Below are 22,048 nucleotides of genomic sequence, written 5' to 3'. Positions count from 1 at the left end.
CACCGACTCCGGAGGACCGATGCCCGCGAAGTACCTGGATTCGGCGCAGACCGAATCATCTCTGTCGACGGATCAGACGCGCATAACCATTACAACGCAACGCAAGCGGTGGACCAGGACCCCCGCGAACATCACCGATGCACTCGACTTCTGGTCCTTCGCAGGCGCTGCTGCCAACGTCGTGCAGCAACTCGGATGGCCCGAAGTTGCGTACGGCGTGATGGAGAGCAAAGTCGAGTCGGGTGCTTTGATGGTCCATCCCTGGAAGCGTGCCCGCTCCACCACGCAGTATCTGAGTGTTGCCATTCTCGGCACCGAGGCCGAGCGAATCGCCTACCGAAAGGCTGTGGACTCCGTCCATCGTCATGTTCATTCCGACGAAAACAGCGCGGTGCAGTACAACGCGTTCAATCGCGAGCTCCAGATGTGGGTCGCCGCTTGCCTGTTCATTGGATTCGAGGACAGCCATCAACTGCTGCACGGCAAGATGAGCGAAGAACAGGCCGAAGCTTTCTATCAGTCGGCATCAACGCTGGGGACCACCCTTCAGGTGACCGAAGAGATGTGGCCGGCGACGCGCGCAGATTTCGAGCGCTACTGGAACATCGGCTGCGAACGAGTTGTGATGGACGAGAGGACAAAACAGTTCCTCAACGACCTCATAGGCCTGCGCATGATTGCATGGCCTCTACGACTTCCGTTCCGAAATCTACTGCGCTTCCTGACAATCGGATTTCTTCCGCCGATCTATCGCAATCAACTCCAACTCGACTGGACCGAAGACGATCGGCGCCGATTCGAGAACCTGTTCATCTTCGTCTCGTTTGCCAACCGGTTCATTCCCAGGTTCATTCGTCACGGTGGCAATACGATGCTGATGCGCGACATTCGTCGTCGAATCAAGGGAAGCAAGAATCTCGTGTAGGCAGCCCAACACCTATTCATTCCGACAAAAATGTTGCGGTGCAGTACAACGCGTTCAATCGCGTACTTCAGGTTCCTAACCGTCACCGGAGGGAGAAAGCGCGAGCGCACGGAGAAGGGCATGCACCTCCGCACTGCGATAGCGACGATGTCCACCGATGGTGGTTGTGAATCGAATCTTTCCGGTCCTCGCCCACCGACCGACAGTCTTGGAGTTGACGTGAAAGAGAACTGCGACTTCTTTCGGAGTGAGAAATTCCTCGTCGATCGGTCGACTGGTTACAGCCGCTGCTTCCGGCAACGCCGCATCGACCGTCATCTCTTCAACCCCACTGACGACTTCCCTCGCACCGAGATCAATTCGCATGGTTATGACAACTCCCCATCGCTGCTAAAGCACAGTACTTAGTAATTTTTGGATAATCGAGCAATCTCAGCGACGGCTCGACACACGCAAAAGTCAGATTCTGATCAATCTCACGTACGCCGAGCCGTAAACCACTGATGCCTAGCCGCCCTTGCCAATTGCCTAGCGTGGCAAGGGCGTCACATTGTCAAGCGACAAACCGCCGGCTATGAACCCGCTGGGGTTACCGTGACAGTCGCGGTAGGTGCGCCAGTTGCCGTCCGGACGGTCAGCAATCGGCTGTCGCGATCCCAGTTCACGACGTCAGCACCCTCAACCTTGACGCCACCGGGGAACCCACTCTCGGGCAAGTAGATCTCAGTCGGTGCCGTGACTGCGGGGTCCGGAGTCAACGTCAACTGAAGGCGGTCGACAGTCGACGACCATTCGGTGGGCGTGCCCGCCACCGCGCGGGGGTACGGCTTGTTCAGAGAGTCGACGAGCAGCGTCTGTGATCCGTCAGGCAGGTACGGACCCCAGGGGCCGGGATCACTGGACCAGTACGCGACACCTGCGCCCATCTCTCGAGCGTTCGTGTACACACGATCGATGTAGTCAGTGGCTCCGGGCAGTGTGGTGTCGAGCCCGATCTCTCCGATGATGATCGGTACGCCGCCGAGTACGTCGCCGGCGACGTGTTCGATGTCGGCGCGCCAGGCGGTGATAGTCGCGTCGGTGAGGGTGCGTGACAAACCCGAGTACCCGTCACCGAGGTCAAGGGGAAGCGGGTAGAGGTGCGGGCAGTAGGCGATTCGCTGCTCGCCGGCACGCGGGTCGTTGATCTTGGTGAGCCCGCTGGAAAGTCCCTGGTTGACACCGATAGCCTGCGGGGCGACACATACCCAGCTGTCCTGGTCGACCTGACGAATCGCGTTGGTGGTCCGCTGATACATCGCTGCGAGCGGTCCGGCCTCGAACGACGGACCCTGCATGGAACCGCCGAAGGGCTCGTTCATCAAGTCGTACGCCACAACGGTGTCATTGCCTGCAAAACGCTCGGCGACTGCCTGCCAGGCGTTCGCGTAGTGCTCGACCAACTCGGGGTGCTTGCCGGTGGTGTTCCAGAAGTTGTCGAACGCGCGCATCACGCCGGGCTGGATGTAGTACAGCTCCCAGCGGGGCTGAGGTTTCACCGCGAGGCCGTCCATAAACGTCGCCCAGGCCGGTGCACCGTTGCCAATGTTGCCGGCACCGTTGCCGCCGTCGCCCGCCGGAGTAATTGCACCGGAGTACACGTCCTGGTGCATGTCGAGCATCACCTTGTAGCCGCGCTCGGCGTACCAGCTGACCCGATCCTCGACGCGGTCCAGATATGCCTGGTCGTACTGTCCTGGTGCGGGTTCCACGGAGCGCCAGGAGATCAGGAAACGCACGAAGTTCGTTCCCATGTCGGCTTGTTCGCGGTCGAGGTCCGCCTCGGTGAAGTCCGGCATGCCATCCGGTGCGCTCTTGGCGCTGGAGGCGGTGTTGAACCCTCGCAGGATCAGGGAACGGCCGTCGTCGTCCGTAATGTAGGACGGCGCAACGTCACTTCCACCTGATGACGCCAAACTGCCTTGTGCCGCAGCAACACCGGCACCGAGGGCGAGCGAACCCGCCATGATAAGTGATACGAACTGTATTCGACGCACAGAACCTCCTACTAAACGATCTGATTGATCAACCTGTCCCACTAGGGATTTAGATCTGGACTTGATTACTCGTCGCCACATCATGCCTGTTGGCTGACGCTGCTGGTGCCGTTCTCGATATGTCCGACGAGCCGGCGGCGGAAGTCCGGGTCCTCGCCGACGGTCACGTCAGCCTCATACCAGCCGTCCACCGACAGCACCGTCCACGACGCGCTACCGCCTGCCGCGATCAGACGACTCTGTCCGCCGATCACGACGGTCAGTTCGCGGGAACCTGGATTAGCCACAGTCACATCGACTACTCCCCCCGACGCGTCGACCCGGGTGGACACGTCGAGCGCAGCTGCCGCGCCGTCGATCGACCCGGCAAATTCGCGTCTGAAACCGTTGGGGCCCAACAGGGTCAGGCTGTATTGCGAACCCTCGAGGGCTACGGTGTCGTCAGCCTCCCCGAGGACGTCGTAGTGCCGCGGTAGGTCGAACTCCCCCGCGTAGGGATACAAGGCCAGGTGCGCCGACTCGGCACCGCCGTTGACAAGGTGCACCGTCAGAGAATGCGCACCGGAGTCCACGGTCGCATACGCGTCCGGCTGATACGGCAATGCCCGAGCGGGACGGGTACCGCTCTCCTGCACCGGCATGTGCTGCAAGGCCGGTGGGGTCGGGGTCCACCTCGGCTCGAGCGGCGGGGTGGGCTGCGGGCGGACGAGGTTGGGCCGGCTTCGCGGGTTCGCAAAGTCGAAGGCCGACGTCAGGTCCCCGCTGACCGTCCTCCGCCACGGATCGATCTCCGGCTGGGTGATCCCGAATCGCCTCTCCAGGAACTGATTCACCGACGTGTGGTCGAAGACCTGCGAGCACACGAATCCGCCGACGGTCCACGGCGAGATGATCGTCATCGGCACCCGGGGACCGAGCCCGAGCGGCTGACCCCCCACCCACTCCGAACCGACCGAGAACGGCGGACGAGGCGGCGGCACATGGTCGAAGAAGCCATCGTTCTCGTCGAAGTTGACGATCACGGCCGTCTTCGCCCAGAGCGCCGGATCGGAAGCGATCGCGTCGAGCACCTGGTACAGCAGCGTCGCACTCGCCGCCGGCGACGATCCGGATGGATGCTCCGAATCAACCTCGGACGGAACGAGATAGCTGACCTGTGGCAGTGTGCCCGACTCGGCATCCCTACGGAACTCGGCGGCAAGCGTGCCCGGCCGTGATCGATACAGCGCGCGGTCGTACAACTCGCGGTCGGCGGGAGACAGTCCGTCCGCCGCATTCGCGAGGGCTCGCACCGCCGTGTCCTGTGCCGCAGCAGGCAACTCGGGCAGCGCCAGGTAGAGCCCGGCCAGTGTCTGCACTTGGAAGGGGATCACGCTGAGTAGCTGAGCCGCCACCTTCTTGAAGGTGGTGAAGTACTCCAGGTTGTTGTCCTGAAAGTTGTCCCACTCCTGGTACGTCTTCCAACTGATGCCGGCGGCCTGCAGCCGCTCCGGAACGGTGGTCCACCCGTAGCCGGCATGCCAGGGGTTGTACGCGGCGTTAGTGACGGCGCGACCCCCGGGACCTCCGGATTCCGACGACCCGGCCGAACCCAACGAATCCATCGAACCCAACGGATTCAGGCCGGCGGGTTCGAATCCCGTGTACCCGGACACCCAATAGTTGCGGTTCGGACTGGTCGACGTCGGCACCGAGCAGTGATAGGCGTCGCAGATCGTGAACGCATCCGCGAGCTCGTAGTGGAACGGCATGTCGCGGCGGTCGTAGTAGGCCATCGTTGAGGCCGTCTTGGCCTCGATCCAGCCGTCGTGCCAGCCGTCCGCCAGGGCCTTGTGGCCGCCGTCCCAGCTGTGGTCGAGGCCGGTGACGTTCTGGGTGTCCATCTGCTGCGCGGCGGCAGAGTCCCGGATCGGGAACGGAAGCACCGGACCGTTCGGTCCAGGCTGCTCCAACGCGGAGCCCCCGCCCCGCAACGTCAACGCGTTGGGGTCACCGAATCCTCTTACGCCGCGCAGCATTCCGTAGTAGTGGTCGAACGAGCGGTTCTCCTGCATGACCAGGACTACGTGCTCGATGGAGTCGAGTCCTCCCGGAGGTACCGGCGAAGCCATTGCGCGCTGCAGCGACGGCGGCAGCATCGAGGTGGCAGCGACAGCTGCCGCGCCGGCGCCGGCGGTCAAGAACATTCGTCGAGAAAGAGAATTCAAAGGCACGTGGGCTCCATCGCCGGATCAATACAGTGCAGGACTTCTAATTTCGGAACTGTAGACCAATCGTCCAGTTGGAGTGGCGAAATCGCCATTTTCACTGTGCTCCTCGGAGGCACTGTCAAGTTGTTGAGATCGCACGATCTGCGGTGTCGTCGAGGTACAGGCTCCGCCGGTTCGGGCCCAATTTCGCCCGTCGGTCGTGCCCGTATCAGCCGACGACCGGTGACAAAAAGGGCGCTGACCAGCAACCATCCGTCTAGCTATTCTTTCGCACAACCAATTCTCTGGCTGACAGTCATGAACCGGCAGTTGAATTTTTAGAATAGTCGACTGCGAGCGCCCACCGTCACCGATAGCCTGAACACTGCTCCATCGACCCCCTGGGACCTGAAAACAGTTGCACTCCAAACAACTTGACAGCAAATAAGTTGACACCCTGCTCCGATCTCGCGACCGAATCTGCCACCCGAGACGTCCGGCCGCATGAATGAATGCACTGCCCAGCTCTCCCAATTGCCGTAATTATCGCGATTCTCCCTAATTGCTGGTCGATTGCGCTACTTTGAGCCGGATCGATTAACTGGACGCTCGTCTAGGCGCTCGTTTCAGGGCTGTTACCTGGACGCCCAAAGAAAGGGAAAACGATGCAGAGCAACACTCTTCGCGCGGTCGGAGGCCTGAGCGCATTTGCTGTGGCCGCTGGATTCGCGGTCTCAATCGGCGGTGGAGTCGCAAATGCGGGACCGCTAACGACTGGCTGGGCCGACGGCAACACCAACTTGAGCCGCACCATCAGCAACGTAACCCCGGTCGAGGGTGAGATCATCACCTCCTCGACCACCTTCAAGCGGGCCCAATTCAAGGAAGCCGAACTGCTCTGGATGGTCAAGGACTTCCACCCGACGTGTCTGACCTACGTCCCTAATTCCGCCAAGCTCAACGGCAACGCGATCGCCTCGACGTCGGAGGCAGGCTTCGCAATGGTCGGCAGCCCCACGGCCACCACGACCTTGGCGAGGGTGGTCGACAACTTCGCGAACGGCGGCACCACGCCGGCCACGTTCGTGTTCTCGTACAAGGTCGGTGCCGACTGCGCCCGTGGTGTCCCGCTGGTTACGGGGATGGATTACAACGGCGATCTCGGTTTCAGTACCTTCGCCACCAAAGGCCCGTCGGTCTCGGTGAGCAAGAACGTTTCGACAACAGCGCTCGCACCGGTCACCGGCGCAAAGGTTGGCCAGTCGACGGCACTGAGTGCGACCGTGACCGGCGGAGCCGACGGAAATCCCGTCGAATTCTACGACGGCACAACCAAGCTCGGCGAAGGCACCCTCGCCGCCGGTACTGCCACCTTCGCGTGGACCCCAGCCGCGGAAGGCGCACGCAGCCTGACCGCGAAGTTCCTGGGAACGACAAAAGCCAACGAGTCGACCTCGGCAGCGCAAAACGTGTCGGTGTCTGCGGCTGACGTCGTGACCACTACCGCTGTGACCGGCCCAGCCACCGCAGTCGCCGGTGCGGACGTGGTTCTCGACGTGCAGGTTTCCCCCGTCCCGGTCGGCGGCACCGTCCAGTTCAAGAACGGCACTTCTGATGTCGGTACCGCCGTCGCCCTCGACGCTGACGGCAAGGGCTCCATCACCCAGCAGTTCACCACCGGCGCACAGAGCATCACCGCCGTGTACTCCGGTGCAACCGGATTCGTCACCTCGACCTCGGATGCACACAACATCACGGTTTCTCCCGCGAACGTCGCCACTACCACCACCGTCACCGGTGACACCACCGGCGTCGTCGGCACCGATGTCGCACTGACCGTCAACGTTTCACCCGCCCCCGCCGCCGGCTCCACCGTCCAGTTCAAGAACGGCACCGAAAACCTCGGCGCACCGGTCGAACTCGACGCCCAAGGCAACGCCACCACCACAGCACCACTGGCAGCCGGAACCCACTCCATCACCGCAGTATTCGCCGGCGCCGCAGAATTCCAGCCCTCCACCTCCACCCCACACACCGTCGCCGTCACCCCGGCCAACGTCGCAACCACCACCACTGTCGGCGGTGACACCACCGGCGTCGTCGGCACCGATATCGCACTGAACGTGAACGTCTCACCCACCCCGGCCGCCGGCTCCACCGTCCAGTTCAAGAACGGCACCGAAAACCTCGGCGCACCGGTCGAACTCGACGCCCAAGGCAACGCCACCACCACAGCACCACTGGCAGCCGGAACCCACTCCATCACCGCCGTATTCGCCGGCGCCGCAGAATTCCAGCCCTCCACCTCCACCCCGCACACCGTCGCGGTGACCGCAGCCGACGTCGCCACCACCACGGTGCTGACGGCCCCGGCCACCGCAGTCTCCGGCACAGACGTAGTTCTGGGAGTACAGGTTTCACCAGTACCGACCGGTGGAACCGTCCAGTTCAAGAACGGCACCGAAGACCTCGGCGCACCGGTCGCCCTTGACTCCGAAGGCAATGCCTCCATCACCGAGCAGTTCACCGTCGGCGCCCAGAACATCACCGCCGTCTACTCCGGTGCAACCGGATTCGTCACCTCCACCTCGGGTGTACACACCATCACGGTGACGGCACCCACCGCCACCGACGTAGCCACCACTACGGTGCTGACCCTGCTCCCCACCGCAACAACAGGTCTCGCCGTGGATCTGGTCGCCACGATCTCCCCCACCCCGGCCGGTGGCACCGTCCAGTTCAAGGACGGCGACACACTGATCGGTGATCCGGTCGCACTGGTCAACGGCAAGGCCACGCTCTCGCACATCTTCCTGACTGCCGGCACCAGCCACATCACCGCGGTCTTCAGCGGCACCCCGGGCCACCTCGGCTCTTCGACCACAGAGCAAAGCACCGTTGTAGTCACCGACGCCCCCGGCAACGGCGGCGGCCTGTTCGGATCACTGGGCAACATCTTCGGATCCTGAGGGTTCGTCCCCCTGAAATTAGCAATATGAGTGTGGCCCCCACCGGAAATCTCGGCGGGGGCCATACCCGTCTGCACAGCAAGGGATTTCGGTGCGGCCGGGATCATCCGAATCTCGCCCACCAACAAGGGTCAAGAGTTCGGAGCACCCGAACCCGAACCGACAGACGGCTGTGCCCCCGAGCCCGGGGGGACTCGGGGGCACAGCAGAGAGGGCTAGCGGTTAACTGTTAACCGAAGTCCGGCATGTTCTGCCCGCTATCCTTGTAGAACTTCCACTTGCCGTCCTGCGGCGACTCCATGATGCGGTACACCTGGGTACTTCCGACGATCCACAGCTGGCCATCGAACCAGTGCAGGGTCGAGCCGGATTCGGCGCGGCCGCTTGCCAACTCGTTGCCGTCAGCGTCGACAACTGCAACCTTGTTCCCGCCCACGGTCCAGCCTGCGGTGAGACCGCCACTTTCGACAGTGTCCGTCAGCACCAGCTTCGGATCCTCGGTCGGAGTGGTCTCCGGTGAGGTGGTCGGAGCCGGAGTAGTCGTCGAGCTAGAAGGAGCCTCAGTTGTCGTGGTCGAGTCCGGAGCCTCGGTCGTAGTGGTCGGGGCCGGTGTGGTGGTTCCGTAAGCCGTGGGGGCCTCGATTGGCGGCTCGATTAGCTCCTGCGGTGAATCAATCGACATCACCTCCGGTGCCATCCCCCGTGCTGCGGTGCCATTGGGGTCCGGTGTTGCCGGATCCCATTCGTAGGTGTCCTCCCACAGCTGGTTGGCAACTTGACGGTAATTTCCACTGCACTTCGAGAAATTACCCACCCCAGACCAGCTGTATTCCCACGTCATACCTGCAGCTTTGTACCCTGACGAGACGGCAGGACCATTCAAGGTGCGAATCCTCGCCCATCTGTCTGCCTCGAAATCGATTCCCGTCACTCTGGGCACAATTACTGTCTGGGCAGGCACACCACTCGGATTGCTGTTGGTCGAATCGTAGAATTCGACTCGATAGCCAGTCGCTCCTGGCACCGCAGTCCATTCCAGCGTCACTGTTTGATTCTTTCCGGAACCTTTTGTGTAGCAGAACTGATTCTCCGGGATGAGCGGCGTCGGAAATAAGTTGCCCGTCGCCAACTGTGACCCCGTGGTACTGACGGCATCCGTGGGGTTAGCCATCGTCCCCGTAGTCTGCGCCATCCCGAAGGTCGCTGCGGCAACACCGGCAACAGCGATCAAGGATCGCACTGACAGCTTGCCGGCGCGAGCACGTCGCAGATCAAACATTGTGAGCCTCCTGAAGGTCCCCGCGGGTTTCGTGAGAGTCGACGGGGGCGTCGTTCGTAGTGCCGGCACCGGAAGGGGCCAAGCGTCGGTCTTTCGATTTTCCGAATGCAATGACAAGCACAGCGCCTACCAGACCGCCGCCGAGAAAGATGGCAAGCGGGCTGGACAGCCAAGCAACGACGTAACCGAGACCACCGACATGAAAGAAGACATGGTCCGCTTCGGTGATCATGTACGGCAGGCGGTCGGGCGCGTTGTTGGCGTCTCCCTTGAGCGTGGCGATCACCACTTCCCCGCCAGTCGACTCGAGACTGTCCACGCGGTGGGTGATCCGCACACCCTGGTCGTTGTTGACACTGACCACATCCCCGACGACCAGTTCTGTCGCAGGGACGGTCTTGGCCAAAGCCATTGCGCCGGTAGATATCTCCGGCGACATTGAACCCGAGCGGAACACCAGGGGCTTGATCCCGAACAACATCGAGGCGAGAGTGGCGATGATGCAGATCAGCCCGGCGATCGCGGCAACATTGAGCGCGATCTCCTTGCCTCTGCTGTGGCCCGGTGCAGCCGACTCATCGGTGGCTGTCATGGCGTGGGTACAACGCCTTCGGCGGTGAAGTTGAAGCCGAGGTCGGCGATCTTGAACCGCGCGTTGATCCCGGCATCCGAAGCAAGCTTGACCTGGAGGCACACTGTTTCCTCGGCTCCGGCCGCGAGAATACGGTCGACTTCGGTGATCACTGGCCCCGTGCAGGTGCTGCCACTGTTGGCGCCGGTCTTGTGCACGCTCATAGTCAGCTTGTCGACCAGGTCCGCAGGTCCGGTAAACGCCTTGGCCACAGCCCATTTGAAGTTGATCGTGCCCGTGTTCTGGACATCGATCTCACCGGCCGTGCTCTCACCCAACCGCATGCTGGACTTGGTGAGCGCAACATAGGCAACGGTGGGCCGCTGGTCTTCGATCTTCATCTGGACCGACGAGGTACTGAACATGCCGGTGGTCGCGGTAGCGCTGTCGGACCACGCCGCCATCGTGCCGACCGCACCGAGACCCAAGACCATGCCGAGAGAGAGGACGGCACGCGCACGGGTCCAGCCGGTTTCGCCCAAACTGCCGCGCATCCCCGACCCGAAGCGCGCATTGTCGCGCGATTGCTGGTTGTTAGACATTCTCGTGTCCTATTTTCGTTTCAGTGGTTGATACCGGCAAGGTATGAGCCTGCAAGTCGTCTGCATCAGAACCCTGTTCGTCGACCGGTTCCCCGTCCGCGCCGTTCTCCCGGCGTTTGTCGAGCAACCCGCTGATCACCATCCACACCGCATATCCACCCAAGGCCGCCGCAACGCCCGTGATGAGAATCGACCGCGATTGACCGTTGATCACCGTGTTCACCCGCCCCAGATATGGCACCGAGTAGATGACTCGACCCCGAATCTGTTCCGGCACAAGCGACCACGAGTCTGCGATGGGGTTGTTGTCGCCGCGGGTGTGGATGCGACGCTCCCCTTCCCCGGTGTAATAGATTCCCTCGATACGGTGAGTGACCACTGCCGGATCGCCGGAAACCGGCTGGAACGTGATCACATCCCCGGTCGCCAGGTCCTCGTTAGGGGTCGGCTTGACGACGATGAGCGTGCCCGGAGGCATCGTCGGTTCCATCGAGCCGGTGAGCACCGTGTACGCGGTCGAGCCAGTGAGCCGGGGAATAACGACCATCACCGCGAGAAAACCGACCATCAACAGCAACAGCACCCACGAGACGATGGTGCGAGTCCACCACCAGACGGTAGTCTTGTCGCCTCCACCGTTCCCGGAATCAGGTTGCCGCTTCGACGTTTCCGCGTGTGCAGTGCGACGAGGTTGATGCTCGGCACGCTCGCTCACGCGCTGGCTTCTCGCGGTGATCGTCATTACTGGCTAACCGAGCTTGCAGCGAAGGTGAACGTGGCGTTGGTCGTCTGGGCGGCTGCCGCAGCTGAGCCCAGCGTTGCCCGCAAGCACAGCACCTGCATCTGCCCGGGCTGGACCAGCTGCGCTCCGAACCCCGCCCCATCCATGTCATCGTCGTAGAGTTCGGTGCCTACATCACCGGTTGCCGTGCAGGCAGCCTCGCTGGCCACCGTGGCCACCCGCAGTTTCATCGGCGGCGGGGTGGCCCCGCCCAGGGTGACATCCTCCAGCAAATAGCTCATCTTCACATTGCCGGAGTTGATCACCGGCAAGGGCATCTGAATACTGTCGCCCGGGCCCTTGTTCTCCAACTTGAACCCGTCGAGGTTGAACTGCTTGACCCCGGCGGTACCAGCGGAGATATCGAGCAAACCGGCTGTGATGGTGCCGCCGGGTGATTCAACTGAATCGCGCCACAGCGCGCCGGTCTGCTGCACCGAGACAAACCCGATGAGCAGAACCGACGACGCTGCGATCGCCCATTTGTACTGGGTTTTCACGTGACCTTCTTCTGGTTACGGATTACTAGGAGAGCGTCTGCTCGAGGGTGACCGCGCCGCCGGAGAGGCTGGCGGTCTTCGTCTGGCCGGTGTTATCAATCCCCGTGTTGTTGAACGTGATCTCGGTGGTGAACGTGGCCACCTGGTTCAGGCCCGCGCTGTACACCGTCTGGGTGCTGCTGGAGGCGGCCGTCGTGAGCTGGCTCGCCAGGTCTCCGGAGACGCCCGAAAGTGACGGCGTCAGCGTGGCCTTCAGGTTCGTGCCGACGAGGTCGATCTTGTAGGTGGCGGTGTACTTGACGACGTCGCCAGGCACGATCTTGTCCGAAGCGGGGTTGAACGTTCCGCCAGTTCCCCACGTCCAGGTGCCGGTACCGGTCTGCTCGACCGCCATCGAACCGGCCGTGACTGTCTGTGCCGCACCTGCATTGGTGGATGCGTTCCACGAGGCCATGGTGCCCGCGCCGCCGGCGAGGAGCAGTGCGGCCGCACCGGCAGCGATGGCGCCCTTGGTGGTCTTCTTCATCTGGTATTCCTCCTGTGCTGTCGCGTCGGGACATCCGACGCGCTTGATTGAGCCCGAGCGGCGCAGAAGCGCAGTCCGGTGGATCAGCCCCGGAAAGGGGCGTGGGGATTCAGCCGCCGAACGAAATCGGTAGCCGAGAAGTCAGCGATGCGCAGGGCTGGTCGATACCGTCCCCCGCGCATCGCGAGGATTGTGTGGCCGAATTGGCCGGGCGCTAGCTACCGAGGCTGCCGAAAATGTCCAGGCTGCCGAGGGAACCGCTGCTACTGCCACCGGGATCGGTGGTTTCTGCCGTGACCTTCACCGTGACTGCAGTTGAGGCCGGGCTGGTGCCGCCGGCATTCGCCGCGGTAGCGGTGATCGAGTGATCGCCGACCGTGGCGATCGTCAGGTCGCAACTGAAGTTGCCGTTCGTGTCCGCAGTAGCGGTGCAGCTCGCGCCGCCGCCCGTGACCGTGACGGCGCTGCCCGGCTGCGCCTTGCCGGAAACCTTGACCGGTGTACCCGCCTCTACCTCGGTTGCGCCGAGAGTCAGGCCGGTGGGAGCAGCGGGTGCAACCACTGCAGCGGCCTCGTCCTCCACCAAGGCCAGGCCCCAACCGCCATTGATCTCGTTGCCCTGCACAACCTCACCACCGGGAATGCCGAGGATGAACCCGATCTCCACACCAATGTTCGTCGTGACAGCCTTCTTCGCCAACTCAATGCGAGTTGCCGAGTCCTTACCGGGACCGATCTGAACCTGCTGACCCTTCTGGCTGCCGATCTGGCCCTGCACTGTCGCGGTACCGCCATCGGCAACCGACCACTTCTCGCTGAAAAGGGTGAGGGTCGCGGGCACGGCACAGGTGTTGCGCACATCGAAGGTCAGCACCGTGCCGGAGTCACCGGGGATCGGGACATAGCCGGTACCGCTGGGCTCGAAGACTGCCGGCGACACCCACGGACCATTGTTCTGGGACATCTCCAGGCACGAGTCGGTGATGTCGTCGCCCGGAGCGGCCGAGGCGATGCTGGGAGCGAGCAGCGCACCCGAGGCCGCGAGGAGCAGTGCGGCCGGCAGAGTCGCGAAGACCGCAGCGCTGCGCCGAGGGAAACGAGTAACACGATCGTTCAGATGCATGCCGGTCATCATCTAGGTTGGACAACCGTCCTGTCCGGAGATTCGACGAAGTTGACACTGTCAAGTTATTTGGGGTGCAACATCTTTCGTCCGAATGCCTGCTCCGCTGCGCGGCCTGTTGCAGTTCTCGCATTCCGCCGCAAACCAGACGAGGGTCTAGTAGAAAGGGTGATGCCATGCTCGCGCGTTCCGAACCATTTCGACGGCGCTCACTCCCCCAGCCCAACTGCACGGGCATTCGGAACGCACCTGCAATCCTGATGAATCGAATGGAGCCCTAGAATGTCTCGTCCCTCAATGCGCCAGGCTGTAGCCACAACTGCGTCCTTGGCTCTCATTGCCGCCGGCGTCACCGTCGGAATCGGCACCGGAATTTCCTCCGCCGCCCCCGCCTGCCAGCAGACCTCGAATGCGAGCAAGAACAATCCCTCCACCGTGTGGATCACGCACAACTACAGCAAGACTGTCACCGAAAAAGAGGTAGCTGCGGGCACCGAAGTGACCTACAAGACGGTTGTCGGCACCACCTCAATCGGCAATCCGTACGTCAACACAATCACCGATTACCCGCCTGCCGGATTCGGTGCACCGGTCAGCGCCAGCGTGACCGCTTACCACGCTATTGGTGGCCAGAAATCCGAGGCGGTCACGCCGGTAGCCAACGGAACCGGCTACTCAGTCCGAAGCACCGGATGGTTTGTCAACTCCGGCAATCCGGTAACACTTGACATCACATACAAGGTCCCCGCCGGTGTTAAGGTCGGCGATACGATGACAAGTGGCGGCATCGGTGTCGCAGGCACCGTAGGTATCGAAGAGTGGCTCCCGAACCTGAACTCGTGCTTCACTGTTCGCGCCAAGAATGCCGGCGAATCGGCCACCGGAAGCCTCGACGGAGCCGGTCTCGGATCCTCCGACGGTCAGATGTCCTCAACCGGGTCTATCAGCGATGTCCTCGGCGACACCATCTCCCGCATCTTGGAAAACGGCAGCTAGTTCGTAAGAAGTCGGCCGAACGCTACTGCCCCCTACCCCGATCGGAGTAGGGGGCAGTAGCGTTCGAATCGATTGAATCAGGAACCGAACAGGCCACCCAATGAACCGTTGCCGTCTGTTCCGCCATCTCCCGGCGTCGACGACACACTCACGATCGATTCGTCCGACGTCGACTGCGTAAACCCAGCACGCCCGTTGAATACAGCCGTGATCCGATGATCGCCGATCGAGGTGAACGTGTGCGTCATACGAGCTACGCCATCTGCCCCGACGACGACGGATTCTCCGATGAGCTGGTCACCGTCGTAGAACTGGACGGAGCCCCCACCCGGGTTCGGTGCGACCGTCACCGACAGTTCAACCGCGGCAGCCTGTTTCGCCGACCCTGGAACATTCAGCGAAGTCGAAGTGGTGACGTCCGACGGTGCCGGATCCGACACGATGACCGATTGTGCTGGTGCTATCGACGGCTTGAATCCTGTTGCGCCGGAGTAATAGGCCGACACAGCGTGTGTTCCCGCCGAGGTGAAGACGTGTTCGAGGGTTGCGCTTCCGTCGGCACTCACCGTAATCGGATCACCGATATTTGCAGCGCCGTCCTTGAATTGGAGGGTGCCGGCGGCGGGTAGCGGTGATACCTGTGCCTTCAGAGTCACCGACGTACCTGTCTTGGCATCGCCAGGCACCGTCACTACCGTATCGGTTTGCTTGACTACCGGTGCCGCGGTCACCGTCACCGTCGCCTCTGTAGAGCTGGAGCTCAGAAATCCGTTTACTCCCTGAAATGCAGCGGACACTTGTGCTGTTCCGGCTGTGTAGAACGTATGGGGTAGCCGCGCAACACCATCGGGGCCGGGAGCAACCGGTGAGCCAATGTCAGCACCATTAATTCGGAACTGCACATTGCCCCTTACCGGCGCCGGACCGACATTCGCGACGAGTTCGGTCGGTGCACTCGCCTGCACCGACTCCGGCATCTGCATCGTCGTCGTGGTCGGCTGACTGACGTAAATCGTAGTGAGCGCTTTACCACCGGCATTGAGGCTGGACGAACTATTGTCGCGAGGCGAGCAGTTGTAACGCTCCCAGTAATTCACCCCGAAAACGTCCTTCTCACGTTGAACGAAGGTGAGAGCGTTCTTGTCGTTATCGTAATTTGCAGAACCCGAATCGGAGACGCGCACCGAAGGGTTGATCTCGGTCCCGGCAGCACCGGCCTTGACCGTCACATCGATCGCCGGCAGCCGGAACTTGGTGTTTGCGCCGACGATGATTCCGTCGCTGGATCGAACGGCGGAGTTCGGCCCGTTCCCGGTCGTTCGATTCAGACCGGAAATACGCAGATGTGTACCGGCCGCGGACAGGTTTCCGCTGTCGTCGATCTGGGTGACAGTCGGAGTGGCACTGTCGGATCCGAGACCGTACGCACTATTTGCCACGAGTTCGGACTTCACGAATTCCACCCCCGCCGGGATATCGAAGTCATATTTGATCCTCGCCCAATGAACAACGTTGCGGCTGGCGTGGCCGCCGCTGTTCGCCTTCATCTCATTCGGCTGCAGACGATAGGTAAGGGTTTCTCCCGGGGTAGCCGTTGCGGGCGCGGTGACAGTAACCCCCGATCCGAGGGTCTCGTTGAACGTGATCGGGCTTGCGGCACCGTCCATCTCGCGGACATGGCATGCGGTTGTGAAGCCCACGTTCTTAACTTCGGGAGCAGCAGAAGCAGTCGCACCCCCGGCGACCATGAACAAGCCACCGGCCAACGCAGATGCGGCGGTGAGCGCGCTGCCGCGACGGAACACTGTTTTCATCGACGAATCCTGTTCTCTCTTCACAATTTTCACGACCCGAATCCGAGGCTACCGAGACTGCCGGGTTCGGGGACAACTGGTTCGGTGACATTGACCGTGACGGCTCCGGACATGGATTCCATGAATCCCGCAGTACCGGCGTAGTACGCCGATATGTTGCGGTCGCCCGCCGTGTCCATCGTGCGGTTCGCCTTCGCAACGCCGTTGACGACAGGTACCGGAGCGCCGAGATCGGTACCGCCGTCACGGAACTGCACTGTTCCGCCCGACGGCATGGGAGTCACCGTCGCCGTCAACTCGATCGAATCCCCGACGACCGCACTTGCCGGTGCGCTGATTCGCGTTTCCGTCTGGGCCAGGCTCGAATCGACGCTGATTGTTGTCAGCGGCTGACCGCCCGAGTTCAGTCCAGCGGATCGGTTGTCGCGCGGTGAGCAATTGGTAGTCAGCCAGTACCTCACCCCACCGAGCAACGTTTCCTGCTGCAAGAAGGTCAGGTAATTGTTCGCGCTGTCGTACGAACCGGAGTTGGTATCGGTCACACGCAGCATCGGCTTGATCTGGGTACCGACTACCCCAGAAACTACGGTGACATCAACGGCGGGGAGTTGGAATGTCTGCCCGGCACCGACCTCGATACCGCCGCCGCTGTTGTCATCGGTGTTCGGCCCGTTGCCGGCGGTGACGTTGCTGCCGGCAATTCGGAGATGTGCACCGTTGGAGTCGGGAGAACCGTTGTCGTTGATCCGAAGAACCGAGGGTGCCACGCCGCCCAGGTTCGAACCGGTACCGGAAACGATCTGCGCCCCCACATACGTGGTGCCGACGGGGATATCGAAATCGAATTTCAGGCGCGTCCAGTTCACGACGTTTCTGAGGTCGTAGCCACTGCTGGGTACCGTCATCGGCTTGGGTGCGATGCGATACGTGAAAGTCGAATTCGGCGGAACGGCTGCCGGTGCCGTGATCGTGACTCCGGAGTCACGCGTCTCGTTGTGAGTGATCGGCCCGGGATACTGCCAGCCGTGGCACGATGCGGTGAACGGACGATCCACTCCTGCTGCGGACGCGATACCGCTGCCGCCCACTGCGAGGGCAATGCAACCGGTCAAGGACACGGCGGCTACCAGCCCTTTGCGAACCAACGTCGATGCCATTCAATTTCTCCTTGGTCAGCTCGAAAATTCGAGCTCTCGAAACGAACGCCGTACGCCGAGACCACGGAGTTGGCCGACGTGGCGCTCAAACCTCCCGAGCAGTAGATCACAGGGGATTGTCAAGTTGTTTGGGATGCAGCAATTTTCGGGTGCAGCTGGGACTTGGGCCCGACAGGGCGCGCCACCGAAACAATGTCGGTGGCGCGCCTTTCGTTTATCGTCTTACAACTCGAATCTTACGATCCGAAGATGCTTGACAAGCTACCGAAGGGGCCGCCCGGGCCCGGATCGGTGTCGGCGGGAACCGTCAGTGCCTGCGGAGCAGAGGCCGAGTCGATAAACCCTGCAGCGCCGATGAATTCAGCGGTGATGCTGAACTCACCCGAAGCTGCGAACGTGGTGGGCAAGCTCGCAACACCGTTCACCACGGAGACGGGAGCGCCGAGATTGACGTCACCCATCTTGAACTGGACCTTGCCGTTGGCGGTGGTCGGATCGACCGTTGCCCTCAGCGTGACCGAGCTGCCCTTGGTGATCGTGCCGACCGGGGCGAGCGTTGTGCTGGTCTGAACATCCGCCGCCGGAGCGGTGGTGACGCTGACCGGGAACATCGGTGCGACAGAACCCCCGACGCCCTGGGTGCCGGAGTAGCGCGCGAGGACGCGGTGAGTGCCGGTGGTGGTGAACTTGTACGGCGCGACCGCGACACCGTCGGTGCCGACCGTGCCGGTCACCTTGTCACCGCCGTCAACGGTGAACTCCACCGTGCCACCCTGGACTGCCGGGGTGACCTGTGCGTGCAGGTTGACGTCCTGGTCGACGAAGGCCAGTTCCGGGCTGGTCATCGCGAGCGTGGTGACGGTGTCGTCGGTGCTCACGTTGATGGTCTTGACCGCGGAGGTCGAGGTGATGAAGCCGGTGGTTCCGGAGAACGCGGCGGTGATCTCGTGGTTGCCGTCGGTGGTGAAGGTGTGCGTGATCGCGGCGGTGCCGTTCGCTACGTCCACCGGTGCGCCGAGAGAGGTTGCGCCGTCGAAGAACTCGACGGTGCCGCCCGGTGCGGCCGGGGCGACGTTCGCGGTCAAGGTGACCTCGGCGCCGTTCTTGACTGCGCCGGGAGCGACGACGGTGGTGGTGGTTTGCTTGTCGGCTTCGATGATGTTGGTCGAGGCGAGCGGGCCGGCGCCGTTGTTGAGCGCTGCGGTTTCACTGTCACGTGGGGTGCAACGGGTGGGGGCCCACGCGGTGCCGACGATCGGTGCGCTGGCCTTCGGCAGAAAGGTCAGGAAGTTCTTGTCGTGGTTCCACTTCGCTGCGTCCCCGGCGGTGCGAAGCTTCATCTCGACGGCGCCGGACGGGCCGGCCTTCAGGCGTGCCTTGACCTGCGGCAACTGGAAGGTGGTGTTCGCGCCGCTGGCGGCGTTGGCGACGATACCGGCCTGGTTGCTGGTGCTCGAGTTGGGACTGTTGCCGATCGTGGCGTTGTCACCCGAGAGGCGGATGATCGTCCCGTTGGGGTCGGTATTGCCGGCTTCGTTGACACGCAGCACATTTGGTGCCGTGCCACTGAGTCCTGAGGAGGTGCCGACCACGATCTCCGCGCCGAGGAACTCGGCGTTCGAGGGGATCGCTACGTCGATCTTGATGCGCGAGACGTTCTGCACGTTCGCGACAGACACCTTGTTCGGGTAGGTGATCGGCGGCGGCACGATGGTGACCTCGAACTCCTCGCCGGCGTTGACCGACTCGGGTGCGTCGACATTGACGGTGGCGTTCTGGGCTTCGGTGGTCGGACCGGCCACTGCCGAGGGCGTGGCCAGGCAGGCCGCGATGAACGTGGTGCTGGTGGTCGCGGCCTGCGCCGGAACACCGCCCAGCATGGTGACGCAGGCGAGCGCTCCCACACCGATCGGTGTGACGAGCCGTTGAATCCTTTTCTTCTGCACGAATTCTCCTAAGGATGAATGGCTGCGGGAGTGGAATTAGCTACCGAAAATGCCGGAGAGTGAGCCCAGGCTTCCGGTCGGATCACCGGGGGTGGTGGCGGTGGTGATGCCCACGACGGTGGGGCCGGAGACGGAGTCGTTCCAGCCGTCGCCGCCGACGAAGACTGCCGTGACGGTGTAGGTGCCTTCGGCGTCGAAGATGTGTGTGCCGGTGGCGACACCGTTGACGACGGCGACGGGTGCGCCGATGAGTGTGTTACCGACCTTGAACTGGATCGTTCCGTTGGCGGTCGACGGAGCGACGGTTGCCGTGAACGTCATCGAGGTGCCGACGTTGGAGGCGCCGGTGACACCGAGGGTGGTGGTGGTGTCTTCGCGGTTAGGTTCGGCTGCCTTGACGGTGACCGAGCGCGAAACCGAGGTGGAATCCGTGAATCCGGGGGTTCTGAGGAACTTCGCGACCACGTTGGAGGTGCCGACGGTGGTGAAGGTGTGCGGAAGAACTGCGACTCCGTCACCGGTGCCCACGTTGACCTTACCGACGGAGATGTCGTCGACGATGAATTCGACCTCACCGGCGCTCGGGAACGGCATCACGGTGGCCGAGAGGTTGGTCTCGACGTCGACGGTTGCGGTTACCGGCTCGAGAACCGTTGTAGTGGTGCCGAAGTCGGCGTCGGTGATATTCAGTGCGGATGCTTCCGAGTCGGAATTGAGACTGCCGCCGGAGCTGACGAAGTGCGCGGTGATGCTATGCGTACCGGCCTCCGGGAACTGGCGGGTGATCGAGGCGCTTCCGTCGACCACGGCAACGGGCTCGCCGACGTTGATGTCGCCGTCCTTGAACTGCACCTGGCCGGTTGCGGTGGCCGGGGTGATGGCAGCAGTGAAGGTGACGTTCGCGCCGACGTCGGCGGTGGCCGGGACGGTCAACGTGGTCGACGTCTCGACATCAGCGGGAATCACCTGGACGTTCTGCGGCGCCGAGGTCGACTCGATGGCCGCGGCCGTCCCCAGGAACTTCGCGGTCAGGCTGTGCTGACCATCCGTGACTGGGATCCACGCCAGCGTGGCTGTGCCAGCACTGAGGGTACCTTCGCCGAGCTTTGTGATGCCGTCGTAGAACTCGACGATGTTGCCGTCGGCGCCGCCGGTGACCGGTGCGCTCAGTGTCGTCGACTGGCCAACCTTTGCACCGGTGACCGGTGCGAGCGCCGTCGTCGAAACGTTCTTGCTCACCGAGACCGACGGGCCTTTGGTGGCGAAGGTACTGAAACCGAGATCGCCGTTGTAATCCATCCCCGTAACCAGCGGGACACCACGGGCGCAGTCGGCACCGACCGTGTACGAGAACACGAACGTGGCCGGCGTGGTACCGCCGTTGAAGAGGTTGTCGACCACCCTAGCCAAGGTCGTGGTGGCCGTGGGGCTGCCGACCATGGCGAAGCCTGCCTCCGACGTCGAGGCGATCGGGTTGCCGTTGAGCGTGGCGGAACCCTCCACGTAGGTCAGACACGTCGGGTGGAAGTCCTTGACCATCCAGAGTAGTTCGGCCTCTTTGAATTGAGCCCGCTTGAAGGTGGTCGAGGAGGTGATGACCTCGCCCTCGATCGGGGTTACATTGCTGATGGTGCGGCTCAAGTTGGTGTTGCCGTCGGCCCAGCTCAGCGATCCCGGTGCAGCACTTGCGATTCCGCCGCCTATCGTGACCGCGAATCCGGCGGCCACAGCTAATACGCTCAGGCCTCCGACCGCACGAAGGGTGTTGCTCTGCATCATGATTCCCTTTCTTTGGGGCGTCTCGGCAACCGCCCTGAAACGAGCGCCTAGACGAGCGTCCAGTTACATCGATCCGGCTCAAGGTAGCGCAATCGATCAGCAATTAGGGCAAATCACGAAAATTACGGTAATTAGGCGATCGGGCATTGTGATAGCTCATACGGACCGGACGTCTCGAGCGGTCGATGCAGTCGCGAAATCGAAGCCGGATTGTCAAGTTAAACACTGTCAAGTTATTTGTAGTGCAACTCTTTTCGCTACAACTAAGAATCAGACAAGCGCAGTTCCGGATGCCGGCAACCTCGGGAGTTCTCAGCCGATCATTCGAATAGTTCGACTTCTGGAGCCCAACCGTCGACATTGCAATTTGGTTTGCCCAGAGATAGCTGCAATGCATGTCGATGATCAGCCACTCGATCCCGTAGAACGAGAGGGCGAACCGCTAGGTTTCCCAAAATGACTCTTGCCCAGACACTTTGATCTTGCATGGACAGTATGACCATTAGCGCCCCCGTCAAAGTTACCCAGTAACGTCGAACCTCGGGCCACACCGACACCATGACTGTCACGTCGTCGAATTTCACGCTGGGACCCACAATCGTAGACTTCGGCGGTTGGCCGATTTCCGGGTCGCGACGACGTCTGTCAAGTTGAGTGGAGTGCAGCAGTTTTCAGACACAGAAGAACATCACCGAGGGCAGAGGCGGCCTGTTTGGTGACGGGACCCATACCGGGAATCGGATGACCACTTCGGTGCAGTGACGAGTGGCGATCATCCGGATCCGCGGCGGCCGGAAGCATGGAGACGTCCGGCGAGGGTGCGCGAGACACCGGACTATCCGTCACCGCGATCGA

At 62.2% G+C, this 22,048-nt stretch carries 18 protein-coding genes; 3 read left to right on the top strand and 15 right to left on the bottom strand.

Translation table 11 applies throughout. From position 1 onward, the window contains the following. The first annotated feature begins 19 nt into the window (after positions 1–19). The gene (locus MTX36_RS00365; protein WP_243617794.1) at positions 20–925 is read left to right on the top strand and encodes an oxygenase MpaB family protein; all 906 of its coding nucleotides are present in this window, start codon (positions 20–22) and stop codon (positions 923–925) included. 75 nt (positions 926–1,000) lie between these two features. Here the strand turns inward: MTX36_RS00365 and MTX36_RS00360 are convergent, their stop codons facing one another. The 3 genes from MTX36_RS00360 to MTX36_RS00350 all read right to left on the bottom strand — a co-directional run bounded on the left by MTX36_RS00360 (position 1,001) and on the right by MTX36_RS00350 (position 5,174). Next, entirely contained in the window at positions 1,001–1,291 is a 291-nt protein-coding gene (locus MTX36_RS00360; RefSeq protein ID WP_374230404.1) for a BldC family transcriptional regulator, read from the bottom strand. Between the two features lie 206 nt (positions 1,292–1,497). Then, complete coding sequence (locus MTX36_RS00355) at positions 1,498–2,931, bottom strand: cellulase family glycosylhydrolase (protein WP_243617793.1); 1,434 nt, start codon at positions 2,929–2,931, stop codon at positions 1,498–1,500. A gap of 110 nt (positions 2,932–3,041) precedes the next feature. Beyond that, the gene (locus MTX36_RS00350; RefSeq protein WP_243617792.1) at positions 3,042–5,174 is read right to left on the bottom strand and encodes a phosphocholine-specific phospholipase C; all 2,133 of its coding nucleotides are present in this window, start codon (positions 5,172–5,174) and stop codon (positions 3,042–3,044) included. A 641-nt stretch (positions 5,175–5,815) separates the two neighbouring features. Here MTX36_RS00350 and MTX36_RS29700 point away from each other — a divergent pair. After that, complete coding sequence (locus tag MTX36_RS29700; RefSeq protein ID WP_279394065.1) at positions 5,816–8,119, top strand: Ig-like domain-containing protein; 2,304 nt, start codon at positions 5,816–5,818, stop codon at positions 8,117–8,119. Between the two features lie 229 nt (positions 8,120–8,348). On the opposite strand, the gene MTX36_RS00330 is transcribed toward MTX36_RS29700, so the two are convergent. The 7 genes from MTX36_RS00330 to MTX36_RS00300 form a co-directional block, all read right to left on the bottom strand. Then, positions 8,349–9,398, bottom strand: coding sequence for a hypothetical protein (locus MTX36_RS00330; protein ID WP_243617791.1), 1,050 nt, complete (start codon positions 9,396–9,398; stop codon positions 8,349–8,351). Further along, positions 9,391–9,990: a signal peptidase I gene (locus MTX36_RS00325; RefSeq protein ID WP_243617790.1), complete on the bottom strand. Its 600-nt coding sequence runs from the start codon at positions 9,988–9,990 to the stop codon at positions 9,391–9,393. The genes MTX36_RS00330 and MTX36_RS00325 overlap by 8 nt, the downstream gene beginning before the upstream one ends. Then, positions 9,987–10,571, bottom strand: coding sequence for a SipW-dependent-type signal peptide-containing protein (locus tag MTX36_RS00320; RefSeq protein ID WP_243617789.1), 585 nt, complete (start codon positions 10,569–10,571; stop codon positions 9,987–9,989). Before MTX36_RS00320 ends, MTX36_RS00325 begins: the two co-directional genes overlap by 4 nt. Further along, positions 10,564–11,286: a signal peptidase I gene (locus MTX36_RS00315; RefSeq protein ID WP_243617788.1), complete on the bottom strand. Its 723-nt coding sequence runs from the start codon at positions 11,284–11,286 to the stop codon at positions 10,564–10,566. The genes MTX36_RS00320 and MTX36_RS00315 overlap by 8 nt, the downstream gene beginning before the upstream one ends. Positions 11,287–11,312: 26 nt before the next feature. Beyond that, a complete protein-coding gene (locus tag MTX36_RS00310) occupies positions 11,313–11,852 on the bottom strand; it encodes a hypothetical protein (RefSeq protein WP_243617787.1) in 540 nt (179 codons plus the stop codon). 25 nt (positions 11,853–11,877) lie between these two features. Further along, positions 11,878–12,378 (bottom strand): alternate-type signal peptide domain-containing protein, encoded by a 501-nt coding sequence (locus tag MTX36_RS00305; protein ID WP_243617786.1) that lies wholly within the window; start codon positions 12,376–12,378, stop codon positions 11,878–11,880. 214 nt (positions 12,379–12,592) lie between these two features. After that, on the bottom strand, positions 12,593–13,501 hold the full coding sequence (locus tag MTX36_RS00300; protein WP_243617785.1) for an Ig-like domain-containing protein: 909 nt from the start codon (positions 13,499–13,501) through the stop codon (positions 12,593–12,595). A gap of 282 nt (positions 13,502–13,783) precedes the next feature. Between MTX36_RS00300 and MTX36_RS00295 the strand changes: the two genes are divergently transcribed. Continuing rightward, positions 13,784–14,497, top strand: coding sequence for a hypothetical protein (locus MTX36_RS00295; RefSeq protein WP_243617784.1), 714 nt, complete (start codon positions 13,784–13,786; stop codon positions 14,495–14,497). Positions 14,498–14,574: 77 nt separating this feature from the next. On the opposite strand, the gene MTX36_RS00290 is transcribed toward MTX36_RS00295, so the two are convergent. The 5 genes from MTX36_RS00290 to MTX36_RS00270 form a co-directional block, all read right to left on the bottom strand. Further along, positions 14,575–16,311 carry an Ig-like domain-containing protein gene (locus MTX36_RS00290; protein ID WP_243617783.1) on the bottom strand — a complete coding sequence of 579 codons (1,737 nt, stop codon included), beginning with the start codon at positions 16,309–16,311 and terminating at the stop codon, positions 14,575–14,577. A 29-nt stretch (positions 16,312–16,340) separates the two neighbouring features. Then, positions 16,341–17,468, bottom strand: coding sequence for an Ig-like domain-containing protein (locus MTX36_RS00285; protein ID WP_243617782.1), 1,128 nt, complete (start codon positions 17,466–17,468; stop codon positions 16,341–16,343). A gap of 236 nt (positions 17,469–17,704) precedes the next feature. Further along, positions 17,705–19,414: an Ig-like domain-containing protein gene (locus tag MTX36_RS30140; protein ID WP_243617781.1), complete on the bottom strand. Its 1,710-nt coding sequence runs from the start codon at positions 19,412–19,414 to the stop codon at positions 17,705–17,707. 36 nt (positions 19,415–19,450) lie between these two features. Continuing rightward, positions 19,451–21,193: an Ig-like domain-containing protein gene (locus MTX36_RS00275; protein WP_243617780.1), complete on the bottom strand. Its 1,743-nt coding sequence runs from the start codon at positions 21,191–21,193 to the stop codon at positions 19,451–19,453. Between the two features lie 645 nt (positions 21,194–21,838). Then, complete coding sequence (locus tag MTX36_RS00270; protein ID WP_243617779.1) at positions 21,839–22,024, bottom strand: hypothetical protein; 186 nt, start codon at positions 22,022–22,024, stop codon at positions 21,839–21,841. Positions 22,025–22,048 lie beyond the last annotated feature (24 nt).

Origin of the sequence: Rhodococcus sp. ARC_M6, from assembly GCF_022810305.1 — a bacterium.
In the GTDB taxonomy this organism is placed as follows: domain Bacteria; phylum Actinomycetota; class Actinomycetes; order Mycobacteriales; family Mycobacteriaceae; genus Rhodococcus_F.
This window is presented reverse-complemented; position numbering and strand designations above follow the sequence as displayed.

Excerpts from the sequence above, each read along its gene's own strand:
- MTX36_RS00290 (WP_243617783.1), bottom strand. The coding sequence starts at position 16,311 with ATGAAAACAGTGTTCCGTCGCGGCAGCGCGCTCACCGCCGCATCTGCG.
- MTX36_RS00285 (WP_243617782.1), bottom strand. The coding sequence starts at position 17,468 with ATGGCATCGACGTTGGTTCGCAAAGGGCTGGTAGCCGCCGTGTCCTTG.
- MTX36_RS00355 (WP_243617793.1), bottom strand. The coding sequence starts at position 2,931 with ATGGCGGGTTCGCTCGCCCTCGGTGCCGGTGTTGCTGCGGCACAAGGC.
- MTX36_RS00365 (WP_243617794.1), top strand. The coding sequence starts at position 20 with ATGCCCGCGAAGTACCTGGATTCGGCGCAGACCGAATCATCTCTGTCG.
- MTX36_RS00325 (WP_243617790.1), bottom strand. The coding sequence starts at position 9,990 with ATGACAGCCACCGATGAGTCGGCTGCACCGGGCCACAGCAGAGGCAAG.
- MTX36_RS00305 (WP_243617786.1), bottom strand. The coding sequence starts at position 12,378 with ATGAAGAAGACCACCAAGGGCGCCATCGCTGCCGGTGCGGCCGCACTG.
- MTX36_RS29700 (WP_279394065.1), top strand. The coding sequence starts at position 5,816 with ATGCAGAGCAACACTCTTCGCGCGGTCGGAGGCCTGAGCGCATTTGCT.
- MTX36_RS00295 (WP_243617784.1), top strand. The coding sequence starts at position 13,784 with ATGTCTCGTCCCTCAATGCGCCAGGCTGTAGCCACAACTGCGTCCTTG.
- MTX36_RS00320 (WP_243617789.1), bottom strand. The coding sequence starts at position 10,571 with ATGTCTAACAACCAGCAATCGCGCGACAATGCGCGCTTCGGGTCGGGG.
- MTX36_RS00360 (WP_374230404.1), bottom strand. The coding sequence starts at position 1,291 with ATGCGAATTGATCTCGGTGCGAGGGAAGTCGTCAGTGGGGTTGAAGAG.
- MTX36_RS00330 (WP_243617791.1), bottom strand. The coding sequence starts at position 9,398 with ATGTTTGATCTGCGACGTGCTCGCGCCGGCAAGCTGTCAGTGCGATCC.
- MTX36_RS00275 (WP_243617780.1), bottom strand. The coding sequence starts at position 21,193 with ATGATGCAGAGCAACACCCTTCGTGCGGTCGGAGGCCTGAGCGTATTA.
- MTX36_RS00300 (WP_243617785.1), bottom strand. The coding sequence starts at position 13,501 with ATGCATCTGAACGATCGTGTTACTCGTTTCCCTCGGCGCAGCGCTGCG.